Here is a 26,994-nt window from a genome sequence, read left to right on the forward strand (position 1 = left end):
GACACAATCGATTAGGTTCCCCAAACACAGAATTTTCTCAGACGGGGGAGCGCATCATGCCGGCACGGTTCGAATTGCACGGGTTTGCCTTTTCGGGGCCCACTTACAAGGTCGCTCTTACCCTGTCGCTCATGGGTGAGCCGTTCGATTACGTGCACGTGAACATGATGGAGGGCGAGCATAAGCAGCCCCCTCATCTGTCCCGGCAGCGCTACGGCCAGGTGCCCTTGCTGGTCGACCGCAACAATGGACGCCACCTGTGCCAGTCGGCGGCGATCCTGGAATATGTCGCCGACATGACGGGGCGGTTCGGCGGTGCCAATCTCGATGAGCGCCTGCAGGCCCGTGAGTGGATGTATTGGGATTTCGATCGTCTGGCTGCGCCCTTGTACAAGGCCCGCGTGGTCAAGCTGGGCTTCCGCAAGGCCCCTGCCGAAGTGGTCGAGGATTGCCTCGCAGCGGCCAGGAGCGCTTTAGGAGTTCTGGAAAGCCATCTCGCTGGCCGCGAATGGCTGGTCGGTGAGGGCGCGACCGTCGCCGATATCGACATCTACGGCGTCGTGGCTTTCGCCGGTGAGGCGGGGATCGATCTTGCCGAGTATCCTCAAGTGAGCGCATGGGCGAAGCGCATCGAGGCGTTGCCCGGCTTCAAGGCGCGGGCGGATCTGCTGCCGATGGAATCCCGGGAGGCGGCATGAGCGCCCTGTCGATCCGCGAAGCGCAGGCTGGCGATCTCGAGGCGATCATCCGTCTGCACGAGGAGGACGAGCTGGGCTCGCACGGCGATGTCTGGTCGCCGGAGACCCGGCCAGCCTATGAAGCCGCCTTCGCGGCCATTCAGCGGAGCCCCGACAACAGGCTGTTCGTGGCGGCCGATGGCAACGAGGTCGTCGGCACGTTCCAGCTCACCTTCATCCCCAACCTCACCGGGCGCGGCGCCATGCGCGTGAAGGTGGAGAGCGTGAAGGTGAAGGCGGCGCGGCGCTCGGGCGGCATCGGCGCGCAGATAATCGCCTTTTGCGAGGACTACGCCCGCACCCACGGGGCGGCTGCGATGGAGCTGACCTCCAACAAGACCCGCAAGGACGCTCACCGCTTCTACGAGCGCTTGGGATTCGCCCGCAGCCACGAAGGCTTCAAGAAGAAGTTTTGAGGACAAGGCTCGTCGCGTCATGGCCGGACTGTTCCGGCCATCTCGATTGGAAAGGTGCAGCGATCCTCGGGCCGGAATCACCGGCGCAAGGCCGGTGATGACGAGGTTGTGTTTCCCGAAGATGCCTCAGGCCTTCATGCCGCCCTTCAGGCGCGTGTTGCACTCGCTCCAGAACTTCGGCCACTTGGCGTCCTTGGCGAGCTTGCCGCCGGCCTTGGCTTCCTTCCACTCGGCGCTGCACTTGGTCATGCGCTCACGAGCGGCGAGCTGCGCTGCCGTCGGCTCCTTCTTCGGCTTCATCTCCATGGCGGCCTGAGCGGCGCCGGCCATGGACAAGGCCATCGCGGCGGCGAGAGCGGAGCTCACAATTCGGTTCATCGTTGGATCCCCCTTGGCGCATTTTTGCGTCAGGGACCATCTCATGATGAAACAATAAAACATGCAAGCGCCAAAGGGCAGCCATGCAGGCTTTCCACGGAATTTCATTGAAGGCGGTGGTGTCAGTTCCGATCTTATGTCTTAACGTCCGGCACGAACCTGTGCGTTACGCAGGGAGAGGCAATCCATGGCGGCTTCCACGCAGCAACCGATCGATCTCTATTACTGGCCGACGCCGAACGGGTGGAAGATCACCATCATGCTCGAGGAATGCGGGCTGCCCTATGCGATCCACCCGATCAATATCGGCAAGGGCGACCAGTTCCAGCCTGAGTTCCTGGCGATCTCGCCCAACAACAAGATGCCCGCCATCGTCGATCATGAGGGCCCCGACGGCCAGCCGATCTCCGTCTTCGAGTCCGGGGCGATCCTGCAATATCTCGGCCGCAAGACCGGGCAATTCTATCCGCAGGACGAGCGGGCGCGGATCGAGGTCGACCAGTGGCTGTTCTGGCAGATGGGTGGCTTCGGCCCCATGCTCGGCCAGACGCACCATTTTCGGATCTATGCGCCGGAACAGGTGCCCTATGCCATCGACCGCTACACCAACGAGACCAACCGCCTCTACGGTGTGCTGAACAAGCGCCTCGAGGATCGGGAATTCGTGGCCGGCGAGTATTCCATCGCCGATATGGCCATCGCCCCGTGGGCCAAGCTGTGGGAACGCCAGGGCCAGAACATCGATGAATTTCCCCATGCGAAGCGCTGGCTCGAAACCGTGCTCGCCCGTCCTGCCGTCCAGCGCGGCATCGCGGTGAGTTCCGGCGACCGCGAGAAGACCGACCTGACGGACCCGAAGGTTCAGGCCGTGCTGTTCGGCCAAAGGGCGCGGTGAGGCCTGTCACCATTACCCTTCCCCTAGCGGGACAGGGTAATGCGATCCGGTGAGACCTTTCCGGTCATGGCCGGGCTTGTCCCGTCCATCCCAATTCGGTGAGGCGCCACGCTTTCCAAGCGGGATCACCGGCACGAGCCCGGTGCTGACGAGGGAGGGAGAGCATTGCCGATACTCGTCAGGCGCATCGCCTCGACTTTGCGGCCCCACCCCTGATCCTTCCCACAGGGGGAGGAAGAAGATGCCTCAATTCGCCTTCGTCCAGGTCTGCGACCGGCAGATCAGGCCGCCGAGGACGCAGCCGGAGAGCTGCAGGGTGTTCGGGCTCATCACCTTGAGCTTGCCCGTATAGGTCTTGCCGTCCTGGGGATTGTAGAGCTGACCGCTGAAACCGTCGCTGGACGGCCTGATGTCCGAGATCATCTGGACGCCCACCATGCTGCGCTCCCGAAGGTTTGGGTCCGGATTGTTCGTGTCCTTCTGGTAGGTGGAGGACACGATAATGCCGCACAGAGCGGTGCCGCATTTGGCAATCCTCACGCGGGTATCGCCGCTCTGCGTGAGCCAGGTCCCGCTCGGATCGGGCGACTGGGCCTGCGCAGGAAGCCCCAGCAGGGCAAGGCCGAAGGCCGCCAGAATCGCTTGTTTCATCGAGAATTCCCTCTATCTCGGTCTTCACCGGGCCGATCACCCAGAAGAGTAGGGGAGGCCATTAAGCTTTCCAAGCGGGCGAGGGCAAAAGGCGCTTGAGGGCAGGGGGCCTCGTCGCTATAAGCGCCGCACCTCATTATTTCCCCATTCCCATAAAAGCGAGTTGTCATGGCCATCGAGCGCACTTTCTCCATCATCAAGCCCGACGCGACCGAGCGGAACCTCACCGGCGCCGTCAACGCCGTCATCGAGAACGCCGGCCTGCGCATCGTGGCGCAGAAGCGCATCCTCATGAGCCGTCGCGAGGCCGAGACCTTCTACGCGGTCCACAAGGAGCGCCCCTTCTTCGGCGAGCTCGTGGACTTCATGATCTCGGCTCCGGTCGTCGTCCAGGTTCTCGAGGGCGAGAACGCCGTGCTCCGCTACCGCGAGATCATGGGCGCCACCAATCCGGAGAGCGCTGCCGAGGGCACGATCCGCAAGCTCTATGCCAAGTCCATCGGCGAGAACTCGGTCCACGGCTCCGACAGCCAGGACAACGCCAAGATCGAGATCGCCCAGTTCTTCTCGGGCAACGAGATCGTCGGCTAAGCTCTCAAGAGCCTGCTGACCTAACGTTTAGGCCGCCTTCCGGGCGGCCTTTTCATTTCTCAGCTCTTCCCCCATCATGCGCCCGCCATGAACCAAGCTCCCTGCATCGAACGCCGTGCATCCGTCTGCCCGCACGACTGCCCCTCCGTGTGCTCCCTCGAGGTCAAGGTGATCGACGGGCGCACCATCGGTCGCGTGCACGGGGCGAAGAGCAACAGCTACACGGCGGGCGTGATCTGCGCGAAGGTGGCACGCTATGCGGAGCGCATCCATCATCCGGACCGGCTGCTCTATCCCTTGAAGCGCACCGGCCCGAAGGGATCGGGTCAGTTCGAGCGCATTTCCTGGGACGAAGCCCTCGACATCGTGGCCGAAAAATTCCTGGAGGCGGAACGGGAGTTCGGCTCCGAGTCCGTCTGGCCCTACTACTATGCCGGCACCATGGGCTACGTGATGCGCGACGGCATCAACCGCCTGCGCCATGTGAAGAAGTACTCCGGCCAGTATTCCACCATCTGCACCGCCATGAGCTGGACCGGCTACGTGGCGGGTACCGGCCATCTGCGGGGTGCCGATCCGCGCGAGATGGCGGTCTCCGATTGCATCGTGATCTGGGGAACGAACCCGGTTCACACCCAGGTCAACGTGATGACCCACGCCATGAAGGCGCGCAAGGAGCGCGGCGCCAAGATCGTGGCCATCGACATCTACCAGAACGCCACCATGAAGCAGGCCGACATGGCCCTGCTGGTGAAGCCCGGCACGGACGGCGCGCTCGCCTGCACGGTGATGCACGTGCTCTTCCGCGACGGTCTGGCGGATCGGGATTATCTGGAGCGCTACACCGATCATCCGCATGAGCTCGAAGAGCATCTGCGCACGCGCGATCCGGCCTGGGCTTCGGCCATCACCGGCCTGTCAGTGGAGGAGATCGAGGCCTTCGCCAGACTCGTCGGCACGACCAAGCGCACCTATTTCCGCCTCGGCTTCGGCTTCGCGCGCCAACGCAACGGCGTGGTCAACATGCATGCCGCGCTGTCCATCCCGGCCGTCACAGGCGCTTGGAAATATGAAGGCGGCGGCGCGCTTCATTCCAACAGCGGCATCTTCCATTGGAACAAGGCGCTGATCGAAGGCCACGATGCGGTCGACCGGTCGATCCGCATTCTCGACCAGTCGCAGATTGGCCGCGTCCTCACCGGAGACGCCGAGGCGCTCTGCAACGGCCCCCCGATCAAGGCGATGCTGATCCAGAACACCAATCCGGTCTCCGTCGCGCCGGAGCAGGAGCTGGTGAAGCAGGGCTTTGCCCGCGAGGATCTCTTCGTCTGCGTCCACGAGCAGTTCATGACCGAGACGGCCCTCATGGCCGATATCGTGCTGCCCGCGACCATGTTCATGGAGCACGACGATCTCTATTCCGGCGGCGGGCACCAGCATTTTCAGGTCGGACCCAAGCTCATCGACGCGCCGGGCGAATGCCGCTCCAACCACGAGGTCTTCCATGGGCTGGCCGGGCGCCTGGGCGCCGAGCACCGCGGTTTCGCCATGGAGCCGCGCGAGATCATCGATTGGACGCTTCAAAACTCCGGCTGGGGCAGTCTCGAAACCCTGGAAGCCCACGTTCATTTCGATGCGCAGCCGCCTTTCGAGGAGGCGCATTTCCTCAACGGCTTCGGCTATCCGGACGGCAGGTTCCGCTTCAAGCCCGACTGGACCGGGATCCCGTCCTACAACAACGGCCCCATGGGCCCCTGGGCCAGCATGCCGGCCTTCCCGGACCATTGGGGCGTGATCGAGGCAGCGACCGAGGAACACCCGTTCCGCCTCGCCACGAGCCCGGCCCGCAACTTCCTCAATTCCAGCTTTAACGAGACCCCGACCTCCCGCGACAAGGAGCGGCGGCCCGAGGTGATGATCCACCCGCTCGATGCGCAGCCGCAGGGCATCGCCGACGGCGACTGGGTGAGATTGAAGAACCACCGCGGCGACGTCTATCTTCGCGCCAAGTTCTTCGACGGGGTGCGGCGAGGCGTGCTGATCGCCGAAGGCATCTGGCCGAACGCCGCCCACCCCTTCGGGCGCGGCATCAACACGCTCACGGGCGGCGACCAGGTGGCGCCCTATGGCGGCGCGGCCTTCCACGACAGCCGGGTGGCTTTGGAAAAGGCCACGCCTGACCTTGGGCAATGCGACCATAGTCTCATTTTATGATACATTATATCATCTGATTATGGTCAAGCCTCGAACAACTCGTTCGAGGCTCGCGTCGGCAGCTCACGCTGGATGCATGCGATCAACCAGACCATAAGGAATCAGGCATGTCTGAAGTGAAAATGACTGATGATTTCGCGCATCAGGACTTCGATGCTGTTTCAATGCAGACGGAGAGGCGGATTGGCCTTTCGGTCGAAGAAGCCGCCGCACCGGTCGTTCTGAGTGCCGAGGATCTCGCGTTCGTGGCCGGCGGTCTCCTGACCCGAAAGGTGAACGAATACGAAGGGCAGCACCGATAGGACTCGTCTGTGAGGCTTCGAGCAGACCCGGAACGGCACCTCGCGTGCCGTTCTTTCTGCAATGGTCGCGAGAAGTTTGGTCAGACCTTCTTAAGGCTATCCGCAGCTGCCCCTTGATCCCGAACGGCCAAGCCTATTCTTAAGGCCGAACGTGATTTCATCTCTGGGGAGCCATCCATGACCTCGATTATCCGCGCGCTGCTCGTGGCAGCCGCCGTGTCTGTCAGCGCGACGTCGGCCTTCGCCGCCGCCTCCAACATGCCGACCCAATACCAGCCCGATCCGGCGCTGAAGACCGAAAACGTTGCCCAGCTTCGCGCACGGGTGAGCCAGGCCTGCTCGATCACGCAAGCTCGGCTCCAGAGCGGCGTCGGCGAGGCGTCCCTGAGCCGCGGCTGCGACTGCTATGCCGGCCGCACGATGCGCTCATTGAGTGCCGACGAGCTCCAGGCCTATCGGGATACGGGCGTGTTCAACGATACCGCCCGCGAGAAGGCTCTCACGGCCCTCGACGCCTGCAAGCTGCCACGGCCGCAGATTTAAGGATGTCCGGAGAGCATTGGGGACGGCCGGAGGCTTTGCCGCTTTCCGTCCGATGCTCTAGATTTTGCGCCATGCGCGTATCGGTCAACTTTGCCCGCTTCTCGGCCGTCGCCCTTGCGGCGTTCGTCGCGTGTGTCGTGCCGATGCCTGGGGCCTCGACGCTCCAGGCGCAGGACACGCGCCTCGCCGCCGAAGCGCAGTTCCGCGACTGGCTCACGCAGACCGTCTGGCCCGACGCGCAGAAGCAGGGTGTCTCCCGGGAGACGTTCGAGCGGAACGTGGCGGCGATCGGGCTCGACTGGGATCTCCCGGAACTTCAGCCGCCAGGCCAGGCAGCTCCGCCCGACGATCAGCGGCAAGCGGAGTTCCAGAGCCCTGGCCGCTATTTCGCCCAGGCTCAACTCGCATCGCTTGCGAAGAGCGGCCGCGACCTCCTGCAGCGATGGGCCTCCGTTCTCGACGGCATCGAGCGGCGTTACGGCGTGCCGCGGGAGATCATCGTTGCGATATGGGGAAGGGAGTCGCAATTCGGCCGCGTTACTGCCCGGCATCAGGCTCTGCGGGTTCTGGCCACGCAGGCTTTCATGGGACGCAGGCGCGCGCTGTACTATCCGGAGCTTCTGGCCGCTCTGGTGATCCTCGAGGAGGATCATTTTTCCGGCGAGACCCTGTTGTCGTCCTGGGCCGGAGCCATGGGGCAACCGCAGCTTCTCCCATCGAAATTCCTGCGATACGCGGTCGATGCCGATGCGGACGGGCGGAGGGATGTCTGGCATTCGGTGCCGGACTCCCTGGCATCCATCGCGAACTATCTGCGCGAGCATGGCTGGAAGCCGGATTTGCGCTGGGGCTTCGAGGCGAGCCTGCCGCAGGCTGTCTCCTGTACGCTCGAAGGACCGCGACAGGGCAGGCCCATGCTGGAGTGGCTGCGGCTCGGTCCGACGCCTGCCGCCGGCGGCACCTCGCCCGAGTGGAACGGCAATGCGACCGCCTTCCTGGTGATGCCCGCGGGGCGCCTGGGGCCGGCCTTCCTAGTGTCCGAGAATTTCTACGTCCTCAAGCAGTACAACGAGTCCGACCTGTATGCCCTCTTCATCGGCCACCTCGCCGATCGCATGCGCGGTGCCTCGGCATTCACAGGATCGTGGCAGCCGATCGACACTCTGCGGCGCGGCCAAATCCAGGCCCTGCAGGAGCGATTGAAGAGCCAAGGCTACGATGTCGGAAAGGTCGACGGCCTCGTCGGCTTCGCCACGCGTACGGCTATCGGACAATGGCAGAGCAAAAGCGGGCGCGACGAGACTTGTTTCCCTGACGCGGCGCTTGTGCAGGCCCTTCGTTAGGTCCGCTGGTAGGATACGAAGAACCCGCCCGCGGATCCGATGCTCTACCCCGGCGAACGCAGCGCGCCGCTCGCGTCCCAGCCGCGCGAGAACGCCACCCGGCCGTTCTCCAGCCGCGCCGTCCCGTCGCAGATCATCCGCAGGGCTTGCGGATAAAGCTTGTGCTCCTGCACGATCACCCGCGCGGCGAGACGCTCTTCCGTGTCGCCGGGCACCACCGGCACGGCCGCCTGGGCGATGATGGGGCCGGCATCGAGCTCCGGCACCACGAAATGCACCGTGCAGCCATGCACCAGCACGCCTTCCTCCAGTGCCCGGCGATGGGTCTGTGTGCCGCGGAACAGGGGCAGGAGGGAGGGGTGGACATTGACCATCCGGCCGGCCCACCGTTCCACGAACCCATCGGTGAGAACCCGCATGAAGCCGGCAAGGCAGATGAACGCGATGGCGTGCTCGGCCAGCGCCGCATCCATCGCCTGCTCGAAATCCTCCCGGGTGGAGTGAGCCTTGTGGTCGATCACGCAGGTCGCAATCCCGGCCGCCTTCGCCCGCTCGAGACCCGCCGCGTCGGGGCGGTTCGACAGGACGAGGGCGATCTCGGCCGGGAAATCCGGAGCGCGGGCCGCCTCGATCAGCGAGACCATGTTCGATCCGCGCCCGGAAATCAGGATGGCGACGCGGCAGCGGGCCATCAGAGCTTCAGGGAGCCGGAGGTCTGCACGCGCTCGCTGCCGCTATGGGCCACGGTCTCGCCGATGCGCACCGGATGTTCCCCGGCCTGACGCAGGCGCTCCATCACGGCCTCGGCCTTGTCGGCGCTCGCCACCACGATCATGCCGATGCCGCAGTTGAAGGTGCGCAGCATCTCGGATTCGGCCACGCCGCCGGCCTTGGCGAGCCAGCCGAAGACCGGCAGGGCATCGATTGCATCGAGGTCGAGGCGTACGCCCACGCCATCGGGCAGGACGCGCGGGATGTTGTCCGGGAAGCCGCCGCCGGTGATGTGGCAGAGCGCGTTGATGCCGTCGTCGCCCTTGAGCACCTCCAACAGGGCCTTCACGTAGATCCGGGTCGGCTCCAGCAGTGCCTGGGCGAGGCTCTTGCCCGCGGCAAACGGCGCGGGCGCATCCCAGGCGAGCCCCGAATGCTCGACGATCCGACGCACCAGGGAGAATCCGTTGGAATGGACGCCGGAGGAGGGCAGGCCGATGAGCACGTCGCCGACGCTCACGTCCTTCGGCAGCAGCGTGCCGCGCTCGGCGGCGCCCACGGCGAAGCCCGCGAGGTCGTAGTCGCCCCTGGCGTAGAGCCCCGGCATCTCGGCCGTCTCGCCGCCGATGAGTGCGCAGCCTGCCTGGAGGCAGCCCTCGGCGATGCCCTTGACGATGTGGACGCCGACATCGGGAGAGAGCTTCCCAGTGGCGAAATAGTCGAGGAAGAAGAGGGGCTCGGCGCCCTGCACGATGATGTCGTTCACGCACATGGCCACGAGGTCGATGCCGATGGTATCGTGAATGCCTGTATCGATGGCGATCTTCACCTTGGTGCCGACGCCGTCATTGGCGGCCACCAGGATGGGGTCCTTGAAGCCCGCGGCCTTGAGGTCGAAGAGCCCGCCGAACCCGCCGATCTCCGCATCGGCACCCGGCCGGCGCGTGGCGCGCACCAGGGGCTTGATCTGATCGACCATGGCATTGCCCGCGTCGATATCGACGCCCGCTTGGGCATAGGTCAGGCCGTTCGTCTGCTTCTCGGGCTTCTCGGTCGTCATGGCTCACCCCGTGTTGGCTCGGGCAGTAAGGCGAGAGGGGACGCGAGGCAAGGGATTTTGCGACGTGCGAATTGCGCCTCCACCGTCATTCCGGGGCCGCAGGCCGGGAATGACACCCTCCACGTCATCACCGGCCTCGTGCCGGTGATCCCGACCCGAAAAGCGCGGCACCTCACATCATCGGGATGGCCGGGACGAGCCCGGCCATGGCGGCTGAGGAGCTGCCATCTTATCCCCACCCTCAGACGCCGCGATTGAACTCCGCCCCGCAAGCCGTCATCATCACGGCTCGATGACCATTCCGAACATCATCACCATCGGCCGCCTCATCATCGTTCCCATCGTGATCGTCATGATCATGCAACAGCGGTGGAGCACGGCCTTTGTGCTCTTCGTTGTGGCCGGGATCTCGGATGCCATCGACGGGTTCATTGCCCGTAAATTCGACATGCGGAGCGAGTTCGGGGCCTATATCGACCCGATCGCCGACAAGGCGCTGCTGGTCTCGATCTACGTGACGCTGGCCATCGTGGGGGCGATCCCGGGCTGGCTCGCCATCGTGGTCGTGTCACGGGACGTGATGATCGTGGCCGCCGTGCTCCTGTCCTGGGTCATGAGCCGCCCGGTCGAGATCAAGCCGCTTCTCGTGAGCAAGCTGAATACCGCCGCGCAGATTGCCTTCGCGGCCTTTGCGCTCGCCGCCAATGCCTTCGGGGTGGATCTCGCGGGGCTCGAGGAGGTTGCCATGGTGCTGGTCGCCACCTTGACCATAGCCTCCGCCGGGGCCTATCTCGGGGGCTGGCTGCGGCACATGACCACCTGATGGCCAAAAAGATGAGGTATGGGGAACCGATGACGGTCCAACGGCAGATCGGATTTTGGATGGCGGCGCTGGTCGTCGGCGTCCTGCTGCTGTTCGTCCTGCGCGGCATTCTCCTGCCGTTCGTGGCGGGCTTCGCGCTGGCCTACCTGCTCGATCCCCTGGCCGACCGGCTGCAGAAGGTCGGCATCGGACGCCTGGGCGCGAGCCTGCTGATCCTGATCCTGTTCGTCCTGATCTTGATCATCTGCCTGATGATCCTGGTTCCCTTCGCGGCGCAGCAGGTTGCGGCCTTCGTGGAAAGGCTGCCGGGTTATGTGACGAGGCTTCAGGAATTGGGGACCGAGCAGCTAGGCCCGCTGATCCGGAAGCTCGGGCTCGAGGATGCGCTGCCCGCGGCGCCGCCCTCCGTCGGTAACCTCATCAGCCAGGGCATCGCCTGGATCGCCGCCTTCCTGCAAGGGCTGTGGTCCGGCGGGCAGGCCCTGCTCGGCATCTTCTCCCTGTTGGTCGTGACGCCGGTCGTGGCTTTCTACATGCTCATCGACTGGGATCGCATGGTGAAGACCGTGGATTCCTGGATGCCGACGCGCAACCGGGACACGATCCGCGCCATCGCCCGCGACATCGACCGGGCCATCGCGGGCTTCGTCCGGGGCCAGGCCCTGGTGTGCCTCATCCTCGGCACGTTCTATGCGGTGAGCCTGGCGCTGATCGGGCTGAATTTCGGCGCGCTGATCGGCATGACCGCAGGTATCTTGAGCTTCATTCCCTATGTGGGGTCGCTGACCGGCCTCATCCTGTCCGTCGGTGTCGCCATCGTGCAGTTCTGGCCGGACTGGACCATGATCGCGGCGACGCTCGGCATCTTCATCTTCGGTCAGTTCGTCGAGGGCAACATCCTGTCGCCGAAGCTCGTCGGCGAATCCGTCGGCCTGCATCCGGTCTGGCTCATGTTCGCTCTGGTCGCCTTCGGCGCCCTCTTCGGCTTCGTCGGGCTGCTGCTGGCCGTGCCGCTCGCTGCCGCCATAGGCGTCATCGCGCGCTTCGCCCTGCGGCAATACCTGGCGAGCCCCCTCTATCGCGGCACGGAGCCGGTGATCCTGAAACCGAAGGTCGAGCCCGAAAAGGTCGATCTCGATGCCTGAGACGCCCAAGCAGCTCGCCTTCGATCTCCCGCTCGATCCCCGCTTCGGAGCCGAGGATTTCCTCGTCAGCCCGTCGAACGAGCAGGCCTACGGGCTTATCGAGAGCTGGCCCGACTGGCCGGACACGATCCTGCTCCTCGTCGGTCCCCGCGGCAGCGGCAAGAGCCATCTGGCCTCCATCTGGGCGACGAACGCCCGTGCCTGGACCATCGACGCCTCCGGGATCACGCAGGACAAGGTCCCGCATCTCGTCTCGAACGGCGCGCTTGCCATCGAGGACATGGATCGCGGCGAGCGCGACGAGGCAGCCTTGTTCCACCTCCTGAATCTCGCCCGTGAAAGGAAGGCCTCGCTCTTGATCACCTGCGAGACGCCTCCCGACCGCTGGTCCCTGAGGACGCCCGATCTGCTGTCGCGCCTGCGTCTCGCCCCCAGCGTGTCGCTGGAAGCGCCGGACGATGCGCTGCTCAAGGCCGTCCTGGTGAAGCTTTTCGTCGACAGGCAACTCGTGGTCGACACCTCCGTTGTCGACTATATTGCTCTGCGGATCGAACGGTCGCTGGCGAAGGCCTCCGAGCTCGTCGCTCTCCTCGACAGGGAGGCCTTGAGCCGGGGGCGGCGCGTGTCCCGGGCAATCGCGGCGGAGATCCTTGGTGCCGCACAGGAAACGGATGAGAGCGAGTGAAGCCTGACACCGACGCCGCGTTATCGAACCGTCGTGAAACCGTCACGAAGCCCAGAGCAAAACGATCGCCGAAGAAGGAAACGGCGGAGATCGATGTGCGCAGTGCGATTGCCCTGAAAGAGGTGGAGACCGTAAGCGAGGCTCCTTTGCCGAAGGCTCCGCCGGATATCGAGCTCGACGGCGCGGTGCTGCGGAAGTTTCCTCAGCGCTTCATCAATCGGGAGCTGTCCTGGCTGCAGTTCAACCGCCGGGTGTTGGAGGAAGCCTCGAACCGCAACCATCCGCTCCTGGAGCAACTGCGCTTCCTATCGATCTCGGCCGATAACCTCGACGAGTTCTTCATGGTCCGCGTCGCGGGCCTGATCGGCCAGGTGCGCTCGGGCATCGCCACCGCGTCGCAGGACGGGCTCACGCCGCAGGAGCAGCTGGCGAAGATCTCCGTGGCGGTCTCGAATCTCGCCTCGGACCAGCAGCGGCGCTGGCGCGAGTTGCGGGATGCTCTTCTGGAGGAGGGCATCGTCCTCACCGAAGGGGCGGGCCTGACGAAGGCGGAGGCCTCCTGGCTCGAGGATTACTTCCTCAACCACGTCTTCCCGGTGCTGACGCCGCTCGCCATCGATCCGGCGCATCCGTTCCCGTTCATCCCCAATCTCGGTTCCTCCATCGCCCTGAAGCTGGTGCGCCAGAGCGACGGCAAGGTGCTGAACGCGCTGATCCGCCTGCCGTCGCGCGCCGAGCGCTTCATCCGCCTGCCGGACTTTGCGGAAACAGGCGCCACCCGCTTCATCGCGCTGGAACAGATGATCGTGCTCTACACGAGCCGCCTGTTCCCCGGCTACGACGTGCAGGGGCAGGGCGCGTTCCGCGTGATCCGCGATTCCGATATCGAAGTGGAGGAAGAGGCTGAGGATCTGGTGCGCCTTTTCGAGACGGCGCTCAAGCAGCGCCGCCGCGGCAGCGTGATCCGCCTTGAGGTCGAGACGGCGATGCCCGAGGACCTGCGCCTCTTCGTGGCCGAGGAAATGGAAGTGTCCAAGGACGAGGTCTTCGTCGTCGAGGGCATGATGGGCCTGCGGGATCTGTCCCAGCTCGTCGCGCTGGAGCGGCCCGACCTCAAGTTCAAGCCCTACAATCCGCGCTTCCCGGAGCGCATCCGCGAGCACAGCGGCGACTGCTTCGCGGCAATCCGCGAGAAAGACATCATCGTTCACCACCCCTATGAGTCGTTCGATGCCGTCGTGCAGTTCCTGCGTCAGGCCGCGCGCGATCCGAACGTGGTGGCGATCAAGCAGACGCTCTACCGCACCTCGTCCGATTCCCCCATCGTCGCGGCGCTTGCGGAAGCCGCGGAAGCGGGCAAGTCGGTCACCGCTCTCGTGGAGCTGAAGGCGCGCTTCGACGAAGAAGCCAATATCCGCTGGGCGCGCGACCTGGAGCGCGCCGGCGCTCAGGTCGTCTTCGGCTTCATCGAGCTGAAGACGCACGCGAAACTGTCGATGGTGGTGCGCCGCGAAGGCAGCCAGCTCATCACCTATTGCCATGTGGGAACGGGCAACTATCACCCCATCACCGCACGCATCTATACGGACCTGTCCTATTTCACCGCCGATCCGGTGATCGGACGGGACGTGTCGCGCATCTTCAACTTCGTGACCGGCTACGCGGAGCCGGCCGAGCTGGAGCGCATGGCGGTTTCGCCTCTGACCTTGAGAAAGCGCCTGCTCGAACATATCGAGGAAGAGGTGGCCCATGCCAAGGCGGGGCGGCCCGGCGCCATCTGGGGCAAGTGCAATTCGCTCGTCGATGCCGACATCATCGATGCGCTCTACGACGCGAGCGCGGCGGGTGTGCAGGTCGATCTCATCGTGCGCGGCATCTGCTGCCTCAGGCCGGGCATCAAGGGCCTGTCGGAGAACATCCGGGTCAAGTCCATCGTCGGACGCTTCCTGGAGCATACCCGCATCTATGCCTTCGGCAACGGCCAGGGCCTGCCCAACCCGAAGGCGCATGTCTACATCTCGTCCGCCGACCTCATGTCGCGCAATCTCGACCGTCGGGTCGAGGCGCTGATGCCGATCGTCAATACCACGGTGCACCAGCAGGTGCTGGACCAGATCATGCTCGCCAACCTGCTCGACAACGAGCAGAGTTGGACGGTGCTCCCAGACGGCTCGAGTCAGCGGGTGGTGCCGGCCAAGGGCGAGGAACCATTCAATGCTCACAAGTATTTCATGACAAATCCGAGTCTGTCGGGCCGTGGCAAATCCCTCAAGACCTCCAGTCCCAAAGCGCTCGCCAAGCGTGGGCAGCGCTGACATGAAGGCCGTAAGCCACGAGGCTCAGGGACGGCTCAAGATTGGCCGTCCTGTCGCCATCATCGATATCGGCTCGAACTCGGTGCGTCTCGTGGCCTATGAGGGACTGTCCCGCGCCGTCACGCCGATCTACAACGAGAAGGTCCTCTGCGGTCTCGGGCGCCATGTGGCGACCACCGGCCGCCTCGACGACGAGGCCGTGGACCGCGCCCTGCGCGCGCTCGCCCGGTTTCGCGTTCTCTGCGACACGATGCAGGTCTCGGAGGTCTTCGTGCTGGCCACCGCCGCGGCGCGCGATGCCTCCAACGGCCCCGCTTTCCTGGAAGCGGCGGCCAAGGCCTGCGGCCAGCCGATCAGCCTGCTCTCCGGCGCGGAAGAGGCGCGAGCCTCGGCGCTCGGCGTCATTGCCGGTTTCTACGACCCGGACGGCATGGTCGGCGACATGGGCGGCGGCAGCCTGGAGCTCGTCGACGTGCAGGGCTCGCAGGTGGGGCAGGGGATCACCATGCCCCTCGGCGGCCTCGCCCTGCAGGACGTCAGCGGCGGCTCCTTGCGAAAGGCCCAGCGCATCGTGCGCGAAGCGCTCGAACGCGCACCGGAATACCTCGAAAACCTGCACGGACGCACCTTCTATGCGGTCGGCGGCACGTGGCGCGCCCTGGCACGGCTGCATCAGGCGGCGCGGGATTATCCGCTGCACGTCATGCACAGCTACATCATCGATCCCGACGATGGGCTCGACTTCCTGCATCTCGTCGAAGAGGCGGATTCCAAGACCCTGAAGGACATCGAGAGCGTCTCCGAGGCCCGCCGTCCGCTGCTCGCCTATGGCGCCATCGTGCTGGAGGAGATCATCCGTCTCGGCGAGCCGAAGGAGGTCGCCATCTCGGCCTTCGGCGTGCGCGAGGGCATCCTGTTCGACAGGCTCGATCCGCAGACGCGCGAGCGCGATCCGCTGCTCGCTGCCGCCAGCGATCTCAACCTCCTGCGCTCGCGCTCGCCCCGCCACGGGGTGGAGCTGTGCCAGTGGACGGAGGCCTTCATCCGCAGCATCGACCTGCCGGAAACCGAGCACGAGACCCGACTTCGCCGCGCGGCCTGCCTGCTGGCGGATATCGGCTGGCGCGCGCATCCCGATTACCGAGGCGAGCAGAGCCTCAACCTCATCGCCTACGGGGCCTTCGCCGGGCTCGATCATCCGGGCCGCGCTTATCTGGCACTGTCGATCTTCTTCCGGCACGAGGGCCTCTCGCCGGACAAGGTGAGCTCGCGCATCAAGACCCTGGCCGGTCCCCGGCTCATCGAGCGGGCCCGCCTGCTCGCGGCCCTGATGCGCATCGCCTATCCGGTTTCGGTCGCCATGGAAGGCGTGTTGCCGCAGGCGCCTCTCATGGCCCGCGGCAGCCAGGTCGTGCTGCAGCTGCCTTCTCATATGGGACCGCTCGCCAACGAACGCCTGACCGGCCGCCTTCGCGCCCTGGGCAAGCTCCTCAACATGGATCCAGTGGTCGAGATCCAGTGAGGCGCGACGATCGGTTGCAGAAAACCTTATCGGCTCCGGCGGCGTCCGCTATTAAGGGTTTACAGGACAAGGGACTTCAATACTTTGTCTGCCTTAGTGGGTAAGAAGCTTAGCCTTTGGGGACATCCATGGAATTGATAGACCTCACAGCCGTTCGCAATGCGGAGCGGTCCAGCGAGCCGTATGATTACGTTCTCGCTTCGAACCTTCTGAAGCAGGACAAGATCGACGAACTGCGGCGGGACTTTCCCGCCATCGACAAGCCCGGCTACCTGACCGTGGACGAGGTCGCGCTTCATGGCCGCTTCAAGCAGCTCATCGAAGAGCTCGAGGGTCCGGAGCTGTCCGAGGAGCTGTCCAAGAAGTTCGGCCTGGATCTGCACCAGTATCCGCGCCTGACCACCATCATGAAGAAGTCGCAGCCGAAATATGGCGCCATCCACACGGACGGCCCGTCCAAGGTCATGACCATGCTGGTCTACATGAACGACGAGTGGCAGCAGGACGAGGGCGGACGCCTGCGCGTTCTCTACGACCAGAAGAACTACGATCGCTACAAGCTCGAAGTGCCGCCGGTCATGGGCACCATGTTCGCCTTCCTGCGCTCCGACAATTCCTGGCACGGCCATCTGCCCTTCGTCGGCGAGCGCCGCGTGGTCCAGATCGCCTGGGTGAAGAGCCAGGCCGACGTGGACCGCAAGAAGAAGCACAACAAGCTGGCCCAGGTCTTCAAGGGCATCTTCGGGCGGTAGGATCGTCTCCAACTGCGTTACGTCATCACCGGCCTCGTGCCGGTGATCTCGTTTCGAGAGGCGATGCCTGGTTGATCGGGATGGCCGGGACGAGCCCAGCCATGACGTCGTGGGTGTCATCCCCGGCGAGCCGTGGGCGAGGAAGGGGATCCATAGCCGCTGAGCCTGATCGTGGATTCCCTTCCCCTCCGCTGCACTCCGGCCGGGAATGACAACCACTGTCTCCATCGCGCTCACCTCATCATCGCCGACCTTGTGCCGGTGATTGCGATCTACGAGGCTTGACGCTCTTCCCATCACGATGGATGAAACGAGGCTCACTGTGATGTAAAATGGCTTCGCAGCTTAAGTCGCCGAGATCGCCCTGATCTTCACCCGGCCGCGCTCCAGCACCAGCCCAAGGTCGCCGTTCTTCAGCGCGATGGCTTTCTCGCCGAACAGCTTGCGCCGCCAGCCGTGCAGGGAGGGCACGTCGGCATCGTCGCTTTCGGCGATGGCTTCCAGCTCCTCGACGGTGGCGATGATCTTGGGCGCGACGCCCTCCTGCTCGGCCACGGCCTTGAGCAGAACCTTCAGAAGGTCGACGACGGAGCCGGTGTTGGAGCGGCCGCGGCTGCGCTCGGGCATGGGGATCGTCGCGGGATCGCGGGCGAGCGCACGCTCCACCGCTTCGAGGATCTCGCCGCCGGTGCGGGAGCGCTCGAAGCCGTTGGGAATCGTGCGCAGTCTTCCTAAGGCCTCAACGCTGCGTGGGGCGGAGGTCGCGATATCGATCACCGCATCGTCCTTGAGGATGCGGCCGCGGGGCACGTCGCGGGCCTGCGCCTCGCGCTCGCGCCAGGCGGCGACCTCCATGAGCACGGCGATCTCGCGCGGCTTGCGCAGGCGGCCGGCCAGCCGACGCCAGGCATTGTTCGGATCGGCTTGGTATGTCTCGGGCGAGGTGAGGATCGCCATCTCCTCGGCGAGCCATTCGAGGCGGCCGTTGTTCTGCAGCTGGGCCAGCAGCGCCTCGTAGACCTTCACCAGATGGGTGACGTCGGAGAGGGCATAGGTGAGCTGCGCATCCGTGAGGGGGCGGCGCGACCAGTCGGTGAAGCGGGAGGACTTGTCGATCTTGGCCTTGGCGAGATCGTTGCTGAGCTGCTCGTAGGAGACCGAGTCCCCATAGCCGCACACCATGGCGGCGACCTGGGTGTCGAAAAGGGGCTCGGGCACGATGCCGCCGAGATTCCAGACGATCTCCAGGTCCTGCCGGGCCGAATGGAAGACCTTGACCACATTCTTGTCGGCCATCAGCGCCATGAACGGCTCGAGGCTGATCCCTTCGGCCAGGGGATCGACCAGATAGGCTTCCCCAGGGTCGGAGCTCGCCATCTGGATCAGGCAGAGCTTCGGGTAATAGGTGGTCTCGCGCAGGAACTCCGTATCGACTGTCACGAACGGATGCTGGCTGAGACGATCACAGGCGGCGGCCAGGGCGTCGGTGGAGGAGATCAGGTCCATGAAGCGTTCATAACCCATCGGGAAAGGCCCCGCGAGTCCGCCGTCGCCTTATCGTTCGATTGTCGGAGGATAAGGTAAAACCCGACCGAACGAATTATGCAGGCGGAGCATCGTTGTTTCGTATCGATGAGGGCCGAGTCGGGGTCGCTGCCGATCTTTCCGTTCGGACGCGGGCGGTCCTCTCGGGCATGCCCTTTCGGCTCTTCATGCCCGGTTGAGGCTCGTCGTGCCGAGCGACTGCCGGGCCGCCTCGGCGAAGGTGAGGGCATCGCCGTCCATGGGCGGGGAGACGCGGCCGTCGCGCAGGACCACGATCCGGTCCGCCGCGCGGATCGTGTCCGGGCGGTGGGCGATGACGATGCGGGTGATCTTCAGCTGTGCCAGCGCCCGGTTGACCTCGCGTTCCTTGTCGAGGTCGAGGTTCGAGGTGCCCTCGTCCATGAAGAGGATGCGCGGGCGGCGGTAGAGCGCGCGCGCGAGCAGCACCCGCTGCCGCTGACCGCCGGAGAGGGTCGTGCCCATGTCGCCGATGAGCGTGTTGTAGTTCATGGGCATGGCCATGATCTCATCGTCGATCCCGGCGACCTGAGCGCAGGCGCGCATCCAGTCGAGATCGAGGCTCGCGTCGAAGAAGCAGATGTTTTCCGCGATGCTGCCCGACAGAAGCTGATCGTCCTGCATCACCACGCCGATCTGCGAGCGGAACGAGTGGCGCCCGAAATGCTCCATGGGGATGCCGTCGATGAGCACCTTTCCCTCAATCGGCTTGAAGAGCCCGAGCATGATCTTGAGAAGCGTCGTCTTGCCGCCGCCGGAGGGGCCGGTGATGGCGACGAACTCGCCCGCCCCGACCGTCAGATCCGCGCCGGCGAGAACCTCCGGCTCCGCGTCGGCATAGCGGAAGCTGACGCCTTCGAGCGCCACCGCGCCGGCGACCTGCCGCGTCACGAGGCTCTCCCCATGCCGGTCCTGCTCGCGCTCGGCGAGCGCGATGTCGGACAGCCGGTCGAGATGGAGATCGAGCATGCGGTATTGAATGCCGGTCTCGATCAGGTTGGTGGCTTTCCCGAGGAACTGCTCCTTGTAGGCCATGAAGGCGTAGAGCATGCCGATGGTAAGCTCGTTCGCCATGATGGCTCTCGCGCCGAGATAGATCACGAGCACGTTCTCGATGCCGTAGATCAGGTCGTTCGCCGTCTTGAACCCGATGGTGAAGCGGCCCTGCCGGATGCCGCGGCTGATCGCATCCGCATGGCGGTTCTGCCACAAGGCCTCCCGGTCGGCCTCGCGCCCGAAGATCTTGATGCTCTGAATCGCCCGGGCGGTCTCGATGAAGGTGGTCTGCTCCCTGGCGGTGGCCTCGATCATGTCTTCCTGCCGCTGGCGCAGCGCCCGGTAGAGAGCAAAGCGCAGAAGCGCGTAGAGGACGAGCGCCGCAACGACGATGCCCGAGAGTCTCGGGCTGTAGATGAGGATCATCGCAAGGGTAAGCGTCGCCATCACCCCGTCGACGAAGGCGGCGACGAGCCCTTCGGAGATCAGCCGCTGGATCGGCTCCGCCGAGCGGAAGCGCGAGACGAGATCGCCGATATGGCGCTTCTCGAACCAGCTCAGGGGAAGCCGCACGAGATGATGGAACAGATTGGCTCCCATCTGGAAATTGAGCGCGCCGCCCAGAAACAGCAGCACGTGTGAGCGCAGCCATTCGGCACCGACCTGGATGAGGGTGAGGAGCCCGAAGCCGAGGGCCAAGGCGGTCAAGAGTCCCTGGTCCCCCTTCATCACCGCCTCGTCGACGGCAAGCTGCATGTAGAAAGGTGCGGCGAGCACCACGAGCTGCAGCACCGCCGACAGGACGAGCGCCTGCGCGAGCGCGCGCTTGATTCCAGGCATCCGGCCCCAGAGCGCCGTGAGGCTCAACCGGGAGGTTTCCTTCCTCCGCTCGAACGCGCTCGTCGGGGTCAGCTCCAGGGCGATGCCGGTGAAATGATGGCCGACCTCGTCGAGCGTCAGGGTCCGGATGCCGAATGCCGGGTCGTGGATCGTGACCTTGCGGGTGCCGACGTGTTTCAGCACCACGAAGTGGTTCATGTCCCAGTGCAGGATGCAGGGCAGCTTGATTTGGCCGAGCTGCTCGGGCTCGAGCCGCAAGCCGCGCCCGGTCATGCCGAGGCGCTGGCCCATGACGAGCACGTCCTTGAGCGTCACGCCCTTCAGCGAGATCGAGAACAGGCGGCGCAGGGCCGCGAGGTCCACTTCGCGCCCGTGATAGGTCGCGATCATGGCGAGGCAGGCGAGGCCGCATTCGGCGGCTTCCGCCTGGATGATCGCCGGCAGGCGCGGCGTATCGAAATAGTCCAGATGGGCGAAAAGCTTCACATCCGCCCCCTGACGCTGATGAGCGGCTCGAACAGCCACGCGACGAGGGAGCGCCCCTCCAGCACGATGTCGGCCTTGAGGGTCATGTCGGGCTGGAGTGGCGCGGCCCTTCCGAAGGCGTCGATGTCCTGCCGGTCGAGACGCACGGTGACCCGATAGGCCGCCTCGGTGAGGGCGACCTTGCCGAGAACGTCGTTGGGCGAGAGCACGGCCTGCGACACGGTTGCGACGCTGCCGCCGAGTGTGCCGAAGCGCTGATAGGGAAAGGCATCGACCATCAGCCGCACGCGCTGCCCCGGCTCGACGAAGCCGATGGCGCGGCTCGGCACGAACAATTCCGCGAAGAGGCTCGCGCCGTCGGGGAGAAGCGCGAGGAGAGGCTTGTTGGGATCGACGATCTGGCCGGGAGCGGCCTGGAGGGACGTGACGCGTCCGGCGATCGGGGCCGTCATCACCTGCGCCCGCTGGCCCATTGCCTCCGCCCTCTGTCGCTCCCGATCGGCAAGGTTGAGGCGCAGCTGCGATAGCCGCTCGATCTGCTGTACGGGCAGCTGCTCGCGCTGCAGCTGCGTCTGGCCCAGCTCCTTTTCGGCCTTTGCCAGCTCACGGTCGATCTCGGCCAGCGATTGCCGGCGGGCGAGCAGCGCCTCGTCCTGGTCCTGCTGGGCCGCGCGGGTGGTGTGTCCCTGTTCGGCAAGGCGGGCGATGGTGTTGCGCCGCTCTTCGGTGACCTGGATGCGTTCGGCCATGAGCTTGCGCTGGACGGTGAGCGCCTCCCGCTCCGCCGTCACTGCGGCAATGGCTGCCTCCAGGCGGCGGATCTCGTTTTGCGTGCGGGCGGGATCCGCCGCGATCTGCTCTTTCAACACATCGACCTGGGTCGCCAGCGAGGAGAGAATCGCGCCATCGAGAGTTCCGCCAGCCTCAAGACGCTGCCGGGAGGCGATTGTGAAGAGAGGCTGGTCCGCCGTCACCCGGTCGCCTTCCTGCACCATCAGCGCGGTGACGACGCCACTGCGCGTGGGGGACACGCGCACCGCGCCGCCAGCCATCGCGAGTGCTCCGCTGGCGGTTTCCTTCCGGGCGTATTCGGCCGTGCCGAGGAAGAGGACGACGATGGCGGAGCAGGTGGCGACGAAGCCGCCGAGGAGGTGCCAGGAGAGGGGTGCGACCGGAAGCGACACGGACGAACGTTCGCCCGTGGCCGCCGCCATGGCCTCTGGCCGGAACAAGGATTGCTGAGCCACCCCCAAACCCTCAAGGCAACAGAATTACGACACTATGTTGCAGAAAGAGCGAGGCGGCACAAGGAAAAGGGGAGGCGACGACCGGCGATTCCGCCGGAGAGGTCAAGGAGATTGGCGCTGATTACGCACGGGTCTGGGCGCGCGCAAGGTACTTGCGCCGCGCCTTGGCCTGCTGCTCGGCGCGCTTCATGAGCCAGTCGAGGATGTTGTGCTCGACCTCGAGGCCCGTCTCCGCATCTTCCAGACGCTGGATCCGATCGACCCGGAAGCCGCGATAGCCGTCCTCGGTCAGGATATCGATGCCGCCGAGCAGCATCTTGCCCGGACCCACCTTCAGCTCGCGCGCCAGCACCCAGCGCCGGCTCGCGTTGCCGACCTGGTCGACGTAGTCGAGCTCCAGCGCGCCCTCCAGCGGATAGACGTGCCAATTGCCCTCGATCCGCTCCTCGACGGGGGCGTTCCGGGCCGGCCTCAACAGGGATGTTGCAAGGGTGCTAACCATAAGGAGAATATGGGAATTCACCCTTTGTTCTGCAAGGATTTCGGATGCCTGAAAGGCGAAAAAATCGTTGGAAAATATAGGAAAAAGGCGTCCGGTGACGAGAGATCCGCCCTCACGAGCATGTCGAGGAAAGTCTTGCGGGGCGCCTGGGGCTCATACGCGAGAAAGGGCATCACCATCAAGCGTGCAAACAGCCGCGGAATAAGCACCCACGCGGGGGAACGGCATGTGCTACGCTCGGACGCTCAGAACCCTCCCAGCGAGCAGACCCATGCGCATCCTCACAGCCGTCTCCATCCTTGCACTCGCTTTCGCGTCCCAGGTTGCTCAAGCTCAGGCGCCGTTGGCGAGGGACAGAGCTCCACAAGCGCCGGCAGAAAAGGCAATCAGCCCTGAGGAGAGTGCCGCCAAGATCGATGCGATACGGCAGAAGGCCGAAGCCCTGGAGCGCTCGCGGGACGAGAAGCTGAAGAGGACCACGAAAAGCATCTGTATCGGCTGCTGATCGCTCCTGACCGGTCCATCGAGCAGGAACGAGCCGGTAGGCTGGGGCTGTTGAGGCAGGTCGCGTTGGGCGGACACTGGCGAGAGCAAGCTACGAAGGATTAATCCCGGCGATCCCATTGATAAGCATCTCCCCACAGGACAGAATTCCGATATTGTCGATGCGGGTGATGCCATGCAGACCCTTTCTATCGTTTCCCTCTTCGTTGGCGTGGCCCTCACAACGTTCGTGTTGCTTGTCGGGTTGACTGATCTTGCAAGCCCATCGGTCGGCCTGACCATCCACTAGGTCTCCCTCGACCGGTACGTCGAGGAGGAGCTTGCAAAGTGGCTGGGGCTTCTTCGAGCTTGATGCAGCGATATGAGGGCCGCTGAAGCCGGGCGATGCCGTCCTGTGGCTTCGAGTATCGCCGTCGCCAATCCGGTGACGTGAATCGCAGCTCTGGCTACGGGCGCCGCGCTCATCCGCATCGGGATCACCGGCACGCGGCCGGTGCCGACGACGGGCAGGCATGTTCCTTTTTTGTTCTTGACAATTGTCCTAACCTTGGCTATGGATGGGAGGTCCGGTCTCACGAGGGACGCGCCCGAGGCGTCGGTGACGGAGACCGGATACGGTTCTGACAGGGCGGGGGAGTCGCACCCTCCGGCGGTCAGGGTCCTGAGCGGAGGCGGCGCGACGATCGACCTGTTCGGGCAGGCGGTGGCCGCCCCCTCCCAAGCCTCGCCGGCACCGGTGTAATCTCCGGGGCCGCGCAATCAAGCGCCGTAAAGCGCCTCTGAGGGTGTCGTCCCTGAGGCGGGGAGTGCGGGGCTCAGGATGAAAAAAGCCGTGCGCGGGAGGCGGGTTGAGCTTCCCATCCGGGCGGATCTCCCGTCCCGAACCCCTTCGCGCTCCGCTGGAGCGGCGAAGCACACCTCAGTCCCGCGCTTCCCTCGATCTCCGAGACAAGCCAGGACCGGCCGGAAGCCGCCAGCCCCACCAGGGGAGGGAGCGTCCTCACGCGCCCCGATTTCGTCCTTCCGCCTTGACTTCCCCTTGCTCCCATGGATGTTGCGCGTAAACCGAACCAGCAGGCTTTTTAAATGTCCGCCTCCATGCACCGTTACCGTTCTCACACTTGCGGCGCGCTCCGCGAATCCGATGTCGGCCAGGTCGCCCGCCTCTCCGGCTGGTGCCACCGCATCCGCGACCATGGCGGCGTGCTGTTCATCGACCTGCGCGACCATTACGGCATGACGCAATGCGTGATCGATCCGGATTCGCCGGCCTTCAAGCAGGCCGAAGCCGCACGGTCGGAATGGGTGATCCGGGTCGACGGCAAGGTGCGCAAGCGCCCGGCCGGCACCGAGAACCCGGAGCTGCCGACCGGCACGGTCGAGGTCTACATCACCGACATCGAGGTGCTGGGTCCGGCGGCCGAGCTGCCGATGCCGGTCTTCGGCGACCAGGAGTATCCGGAGGAGACCCGTCTCACCTACCGGTATCTCGATCTGCGCCGCGAGAAGCTGCACAACAACATCATGAAGCGCGGCGCCATCATCAATTCGCTGCGCAGCCGGATGCAGACCAGCGGATTCTTCGAGTTTACGACGCCGATCCTCACAGCCTCCTCGCCGGAGGGCGCGCGCGACTTCCTCGTGCCGTCGCGCATCCATCCCGGCAAGTTCTACGCGCTGCCGCAGGCGCCGCAGCAGTTCAAGCAGCTGATCATGATCTCCGGCTTCGACCGGTACTTCCAGATGGCCCCCTGCTTCCGCGACGAGGATCCGCGCGCCGACCGCCTGCCGGGCGAGTTCTACCAGCTCGACGTTGAGATGAGCTTCGTCACCCAGGAAGACGTGTTCCAGACCATGGAGCCGGTGATCCGCGACACCTTCAAGGACTTCGCGGACGGCAAGCCGGTGACGGACGTTTTCCCGCGCATCCCGTACTTCGAGTCGATGCTGAAATACGGCTCCGACAAGCCGGATCTTCGCAACCCGCTCGTCATCGCCGACGTGTCGGAGGTGTTCACCCGCGAGGACGTGACCTTCAACGCGTTCAAGAACGTGATCAAGTCCGGCGGCGTGGTGCGCGCCATTCCGGCGACGGGCGCCGCCTCGCAGCCGCGCTCCTTCTTCGACAAGCTCAACGACTGGGCCCGCACGGAAGGCGCGCCCGGCCTCGGCTACATCGTGTTCGAGGAAGAGGGCGGCCAGATCCTCGGCAAAGGCCCGATCGCCAAGTTCATTCCGGAAGCCGCGCAGGCCGTCATCCGCGAGAAGGCCGGCATCAAGGCGGGCGACGCGGTGTTCTTCTCGGCCGGCGCCGAAGACAAGGCGGCGTCCCTCGCTGGCAAGGCGCGGACCCGCATCGGCGAGGAGCTCGGCCTCATCGACAAGGACCGGTTCGAGTTCTGCTGGATCGTCGACTTCCCGCAATACGAGTGGAACGAGGACGAGAAGAAGATCGACTTCTCGCACAACCCATTCTCCATGGCCAACATGGACCACGACTCGTTCATGGCGCTCGACCCGTCGGACAAGGACACGATCCTCAAGATCACGGCCTTCCAATACGACATGGTCTGCAACGGCTACGAGATGGCCTCAGGCTCGATCCGCAACCACCGTCCCGACCGGATGGTGAAGGCCTTCGAGATCGCCGGCTACGGCGAGAAGGAGGTCATGGAGCGGTTCGGCGGCATGTATCGCGCGTTCCAGTACGGCGCGCCGCCGCACGGCGGCATGGCGGCCGGCGTGGACCGCATCGTGATGCTGCTGTGCGGCGCGCATAACCTGCGCGAGATCACGCTGTTCCCGATGAACCAGAAGGCGGAAGACCTCCTGCTCGGCGCGCCCTCCGAGGCGACGCCGAAGCAGCTGCGCGAGCTGCACATCCGGACGAACCTGCCGGAGAAATGAGAAGCAGCGACGTCACCGCCATCGTCGTGACCTTCGACAGCGCCCATGCGCTGCCGGAGTGTCTCGGCGCGCTGGCGGCGGACGGAGTCCCGGCGCTGGTGGTCGACAATGCCTCGACGGACGACACGGTGGCCGTCGCCGTAGGGCAGGGCGCGCGTGTCATCCGCAACGCCCGCAACGAGGGCTACGGCCGCGCCAACAACATCGGCGCGCGGGCGGCGGAGAGCGAATTCATCCTCATCGTCAATCCCGATTGCATCGTCGACAAGGGCGCGGTCGCAGCCCTCGTCGATGCGGCGCGGCGCTATCCGGACGCGGCGTTTTTCGCGCCGCGGATCGTCGAGCCGAGCGGGCGCGTGTTCTACCAGCCGCGCTCGCTGCTCGCGACCTCTCTCACCAATCCCGGCGGCAAGCTCGTGCTGCCCGAGGGCGAGGCCTGCGCGCCGTTCTTTTCGGGCGCCTGCTTTCTCATGCGCCGCGACGTGTTCCTGAAACTCGGCGGCTTCGACGAGAACATTTTTCTGTTCTACGAGGACGACGATCTCTGTCGCCGCGTGGCGGATTCCGGCTCCGCGCTGATCTACGTGCCGCACGCCGTGGTGCGGCACGGACGTGGGCAGTCGAGTGGCGAAAAGCCCGGCCGCATCTTCGCCTCCCGCTGGCATCAGGCCTGGTCGCGCGCCTATGTGAGCCGCAAATACGGGTTGCCGAACCCAGCGCCCGGCATGTTCGCGATCAATGGGTTGAAGGCGCTGGGTGCGAGGCTGACGTTCCGGCGCAAGCTCGTCGAACGCTATGGCGGTTCTGCGGCCGGAGCTTGGGCGGCCATGAGGGGCAGGAAGGCATTTTGAGCTCCTGCTACATCT

The 26,994-nt window shown here is 65.0% G+C and carries 25 protein-coding genes; 17 read left to right on the top strand and 8 right to left on the bottom strand.

Annotated elements, in window-relative coordinates; genetic code table 11:
- The first annotated feature begins 56 nt into the window (after positions 1-56).
- Together FS320_RS02900 and FS320_RS02905 are read left to right on the top strand one after the other, a co-directional pair.
- Complete coding sequence (locus FS320_RS02900; RefSeq protein ID WP_162002771.1) at positions 57-698, top strand: glutathione S-transferase family protein; 642 nt, start codon at positions 57-59, stop codon at positions 696-698.
- Positions 695-1,153 carry a GNAT family N-acetyltransferase gene (locus FS320_RS02905; RefSeq protein WP_152709107.1) on the top strand — a complete coding sequence of 153 codons (459 nt, stop codon included), beginning with the start codon at positions 695-697 and terminating at the stop codon, positions 1,151-1,153. Before FS320_RS02900 ends, FS320_RS02905 begins: the two co-directional genes overlap by 4 nt.
- A 126-nt stretch (positions 1,154-1,279) precedes the next feature.
- Here FS320_RS02905 and FS320_RS02910 read toward each other — a convergent pair whose 3' ends face one another.
- Entirely contained in the window at positions 1,280-1,531 is a 252-nt protein-coding gene (locus FS320_RS02910; protein ID WP_152709108.1) for a hypothetical protein, read from the bottom strand.
- A gap of 187 nt (positions 1,532-1,718) precedes the next feature.
- On the opposite strand from FS320_RS02910, the gene FS320_RS02915 reads away from it, so the two are divergent.
- Entirely contained in the window at positions 1,719-2,426 is a 708-nt protein-coding gene (locus FS320_RS02915) for a glutathione S-transferase N-terminal domain-containing protein (protein WP_152709109.1), read from the top strand.
- A gap of 246 nt (positions 2,427-2,672) precedes the next feature.
- On the opposite strand, the gene FS320_RS02920 is transcribed toward FS320_RS02915, so the two are convergent.
- Positions 2,673-3,077 carry a DUF2147 domain-containing protein gene (locus FS320_RS02920; RefSeq protein WP_152709110.1) on the bottom strand — a complete coding sequence of 135 codons (405 nt, stop codon included), beginning with the start codon at positions 3,075-3,077 and terminating at the stop codon, positions 2,673-2,675.
- Positions 3,078-3,245: 168 nt separating this feature from the next.
- Here FS320_RS02920 and ndk point away from each other — a divergent pair, with 168 nt between their 5' ends.
- The 5 genes from ndk to FS320_RS02945 all read left to right on the top strand — a co-directional run bounded on the left by ndk (position 3,246) and on the right by FS320_RS02945 (position 8,070).
- A complete protein-coding gene (gene ndk, locus FS320_RS02925; protein WP_152709111.1) occupies positions 3,246-3,668 on the top strand; it encodes a nucleoside-diphosphate kinase in 423 nt (140 codons plus the stop codon).
- A gap of 87 nt (positions 3,669-3,755) precedes the next feature.
- Complete coding sequence (locus FS320_RS02930; RefSeq protein WP_152709112.1) at positions 3,756-5,882, top strand: molybdopterin-containing oxidoreductase family protein; 2,127 nt, start codon at positions 3,756-3,758, stop codon at positions 5,880-5,882.
- Positions 5,883-5,989: 107 nt separating this feature from the next.
- A complete protein-coding gene (locus FS320_RS02935) occupies positions 5,990-6,184 on the top strand; it encodes a hypothetical protein (protein ID WP_152709113.1) in 195 nt (64 codons plus the stop codon).
- Positions 6,185-6,361: 177 nt separating this feature from the next.
- Positions 6,362-6,727, top strand: coding sequence for a hypothetical protein (locus FS320_RS02940; RefSeq protein WP_152709114.1), 366 nt, complete (start codon positions 6,362-6,364; stop codon positions 6,725-6,727).
- A gap of 71 nt (positions 6,728-6,798) precedes the next feature.
- Positions 6,799-8,070 carry a lytic murein transglycosylase gene (locus FS320_RS02945; protein ID WP_152709115.1) on the top strand — a complete coding sequence of 424 codons (1,272 nt, stop codon included), beginning with the start codon at positions 6,799-6,801 and terminating at the stop codon, positions 8,068-8,070.
- Between the two features lie 44 nt (positions 8,071-8,114).
- On the opposite strand, the gene purN is transcribed toward FS320_RS02945, so the two are convergent.
- Both purN and purM read right to left on the bottom strand, forming a co-directional pair.
- Positions 8,115-8,762 (bottom strand): phosphoribosylglycinamide formyltransferase, encoded by a 648-nt coding sequence (gene purN, locus FS320_RS02950; protein ID WP_152709116.1) that lies wholly within the window; start codon positions 8,760-8,762, stop codon positions 8,115-8,117.
- Positions 8,762-9,841, bottom strand: coding sequence for a phosphoribosylformylglycinamidine cyclo-ligase (purM, locus tag FS320_RS02955; protein ID WP_152709117.1), 1,080 nt, complete (start codon positions 9,839-9,841; stop codon positions 8,762-8,764). Before purM ends, purN begins: the two co-directional genes overlap by 1 nt.
- Before the next feature lie 292 nt (positions 9,842-10,133).
- On the opposite strand from purM, the gene FS320_RS02960 reads away from it, so the two are divergent.
- The 6 genes from FS320_RS02960 (at position 10,134) to FS320_RS02985 (ending at position 17,083) form a co-directional block, all read left to right on the top strand.
- Positions 10,134-10,664, top strand: a complete 531-nt coding sequence (locus tag FS320_RS02960; RefSeq protein ID WP_152709118.1) for a CDP-alcohol phosphatidyltransferase family protein — start codon at positions 10,134-10,136, stop codon at positions 10,662-10,664.
- Positions 10,665-10,693: 29 nt separating this feature from the next.
- Positions 10,694-11,809 carry an AI-2E family transporter gene (locus tag FS320_RS02965; RefSeq protein WP_152709119.1) on the top strand — a complete coding sequence of 372 codons (1,116 nt, stop codon included), beginning with the start codon at positions 10,694-10,696 and terminating at the stop codon, positions 11,807-11,809.
- Positions 11,802-12,494 carry a P-loop NTPase family protein gene (locus FS320_RS02970; protein WP_152709120.1) on the top strand — a complete coding sequence of 231 codons (693 nt, stop codon included), beginning with the start codon at positions 11,802-11,804 and terminating at the stop codon, positions 12,492-12,494. Before FS320_RS02965 ends, FS320_RS02970 begins: the two co-directional genes overlap by 8 nt.
- A 146-nt stretch (positions 12,495-12,640) precedes the next feature.
- Positions 12,641-14,809 carry an RNA degradosome polyphosphate kinase gene (locus FS320_RS02975; protein WP_244626942.1) on the top strand — a complete coding sequence of 723 codons (2,169 nt, stop codon included), beginning with the start codon at positions 12,641-12,643 and terminating at the stop codon, positions 14,807-14,809.
- Position 14,810: 1 nt separating this feature from the next.
- Positions 14,811-16,331 (top strand): exopolyphosphatase, encoded by a 1,521-nt coding sequence (gene ppx, locus FS320_RS02980; protein ID WP_152709121.1) that lies wholly within the window; start codon positions 14,811-14,813, stop codon positions 16,329-16,331.
- A gap of 128 nt (positions 16,332-16,459) precedes the next feature.
- Positions 16,460-17,083, top strand: a complete 624-nt coding sequence (locus FS320_RS02985) for a 2OG-Fe(II) oxygenase (protein ID WP_152709122.1) — start codon at positions 16,460-16,462, stop codon at positions 17,081-17,083.
- Between the two features lie 345 nt (positions 17,084-17,428).
- On the opposite strand, the gene rnd is transcribed toward FS320_RS02985, so the two are convergent.
- From rnd to FS320_RS03005, 4 genes are all read right to left on the bottom strand, one after another.
- On the bottom strand, positions 17,429-18,589 hold the full coding sequence (gene rnd, locus FS320_RS02990) for a ribonuclease D (RefSeq protein ID WP_152709123.1): 1,161 nt from the start codon (positions 18,587-18,589) through the stop codon (positions 17,429-17,431).
- A gap of 204 nt (positions 18,590-18,793) precedes the next feature.
- Positions 18,794-20,968, bottom strand: a complete 2,175-nt coding sequence (locus FS320_RS02995) for an ABC transporter transmembrane domain-containing protein (RefSeq protein ID WP_202882827.1) — start codon at positions 20,966-20,968, stop codon at positions 18,794-18,796.
- Positions 20,965-22,215, bottom strand: a complete 1,251-nt coding sequence (locus FS320_RS47555) for a beta-barrel domain-containing protein (protein WP_152709124.1) — start codon at positions 22,213-22,215, stop codon at positions 20,965-20,967. The genes FS320_RS02995 and FS320_RS47555 overlap by 4 nt, the downstream gene beginning before the upstream one ends.
- Before the next feature lie 121 nt (positions 22,216-22,336).
- The gene (locus FS320_RS03005) at positions 22,337-22,717 is read right to left on the bottom strand and encodes a hypothetical protein (protein ID WP_244626936.1); all 381 of its coding nucleotides are present in this window, start codon (positions 22,715-22,717) and stop codon (positions 22,337-22,339) included.
- A 271-nt stretch (positions 22,718-22,988) separates the two neighbouring features.
- Between FS320_RS03005 and FS320_RS03010 the strand changes: the two genes are divergently transcribed.
- From FS320_RS03010 to FS320_RS03020, 3 genes are all read left to right on the top strand, one after another.
- Positions 22,989-23,222 (top strand): hypothetical protein, encoded by a 234-nt coding sequence (locus tag FS320_RS03010; RefSeq protein ID WP_152709125.1) that lies wholly within the window; start codon positions 22,989-22,991, stop codon positions 23,220-23,222.
- A gap of 1,097 nt (positions 23,223-24,319) precedes the next feature.
- Complete coding sequence (gene aspS, locus FS320_RS03015) at positions 24,320-26,128, top strand: aspartate--tRNA ligase (RefSeq protein ID WP_152709168.1); 1,809 nt, start codon at positions 24,320-24,322, stop codon at positions 26,126-26,128.
- Positions 26,125-26,979, top strand: coding sequence for a glycosyltransferase family 2 protein (locus tag FS320_RS03020; protein ID WP_152709126.1), 855 nt, complete (start codon positions 26,125-26,127; stop codon positions 26,977-26,979). Before aspS ends, FS320_RS03020 begins: the two co-directional genes overlap by 4 nt.
- Positions 26,980-26,994 lie beyond the last annotated feature (15 nt).

The organism is Microvirga tunisiensis (assembly GCF_009296175.1).
Classification (GTDB): Bacteria; Pseudomonadota; Alphaproteobacteria; order Rhizobiales; family Beijerinckiaceae; genus Microvirga; species Microvirga tunisiensis.

Excerpts from the sequence above, each read along its gene's own strand:
- FS320_RS02900 (WP_162002771.1), top strand. The coding sequence starts at position 57 with ATGCCGGCACGGTTCGAATTGCACGGGTTTGCCTTTTCGGGGCCCACT.
- FS320_RS02905 (WP_152709107.1), top strand. The coding sequence starts at position 695 with ATGAGCGCCCTGTCGATCCGCGAAGCGCAGGCTGGCGATCTCGAGGCG.
- FS320_RS02910 (WP_152709108.1), bottom strand. The coding sequence starts at position 1,531 with ATGAACCGAATTGTGAGCTCCGCTCTCGCCGCCGCGATGGCCTTGTCC.
- FS320_RS02915 (WP_152709109.1), top strand. The coding sequence starts at position 1,719 with ATGGCGGCTTCCACGCAGCAACCGATCGATCTCTATTACTGGCCGACG.
- FS320_RS02920 (WP_152709110.1), bottom strand. The coding sequence starts at position 3,077 with ATGAAACAAGCGATTCTGGCGGCCTTCGGCCTTGCCCTGCTGGGGCTT.
- ndk (WP_152709111.1), top strand. The coding sequence starts at position 3,246 with ATGGCCATCGAGCGCACTTTCTCCATCATCAAGCCCGACGCGACCGAG.
- FS320_RS02930 (WP_152709112.1), top strand. The coding sequence starts at position 3,756 with ATGAACCAAGCTCCCTGCATCGAACGCCGTGCATCCGTCTGCCCGCAC.
- FS320_RS02935 (WP_152709113.1), top strand. The coding sequence starts at position 5,990 with ATGTCTGAAGTGAAAATGACTGATGATTTCGCGCATCAGGACTTCGAT.
- FS320_RS02940 (WP_152709114.1), top strand. The coding sequence starts at position 6,362 with ATGACCTCGATTATCCGCGCGCTGCTCGTGGCAGCCGCCGTGTCTGTC.
- FS320_RS02945 (WP_152709115.1), top strand. The coding sequence starts at position 6,799 with ATGCGCGTATCGGTCAACTTTGCCCGCTTCTCGGCCGTCGCCCTTGCG.
- purN (WP_152709116.1), bottom strand. The coding sequence starts at position 8,762 with ATGGCCCGCTGCCGCGTCGCCATCCTGATTTCCGGGCGCGGATCGAAC.
- purM (WP_152709117.1), bottom strand. The coding sequence starts at position 9,841 with ATGACGACCGAGAAGCCCGAGAAGCAGACGAACGGCCTGACCTATGCC.
- FS320_RS02960 (WP_152709118.1), top strand. The coding sequence starts at position 10,134 with ATGACCATTCCGAACATCATCACCATCGGCCGCCTCATCATCGTTCCC.
- FS320_RS02965 (WP_152709119.1), top strand. The coding sequence starts at position 10,694 with ATGACGGTCCAACGGCAGATCGGATTTTGGATGGCGGCGCTGGTCGTC.
- FS320_RS02970 (WP_152709120.1), top strand. The coding sequence starts at position 11,802 with ATGCCTGAGACGCCCAAGCAGCTCGCCTTCGATCTCCCGCTCGATCCC.
- ppx (WP_152709121.1), top strand. The coding sequence starts at position 14,811 with ATGAAGGCCGTAAGCCACGAGGCTCAGGGACGGCTCAAGATTGGCCGT.
- FS320_RS02985 (WP_152709122.1), top strand. The coding sequence starts at position 16,460 with ATGGAATTGATAGACCTCACAGCCGTTCGCAATGCGGAGCGGTCCAGC.
- rnd (WP_152709123.1), bottom strand. The coding sequence starts at position 18,589 with ATGGACCTGATCTCCTCCACCGACGCCCTGGCCGCCGCCTGTGATCGT.
- FS320_RS03005 (WP_244626936.1), bottom strand. The coding sequence starts at position 22,717 with ATGGTTAGCACCCTTGCAACATCCCTGTTGAGGCCGGCCCGGAACGCC.
- FS320_RS03010 (WP_152709125.1), top strand. The coding sequence starts at position 22,989 with ATGCGCATCCTCACAGCCGTCTCCATCCTTGCACTCGCTTTCGCGTCC.
- aspS (WP_152709168.1), top strand. The coding sequence starts at position 24,320 with ATGCACCGTTACCGTTCTCACACTTGCGGCGCGCTCCGCGAATCCGAT.
- FS320_RS03020 (WP_152709126.1), top strand. The coding sequence starts at position 26,125 with ATGAGAAGCAGCGACGTCACCGCCATCGTCGTGACCTTCGACAGCGCC.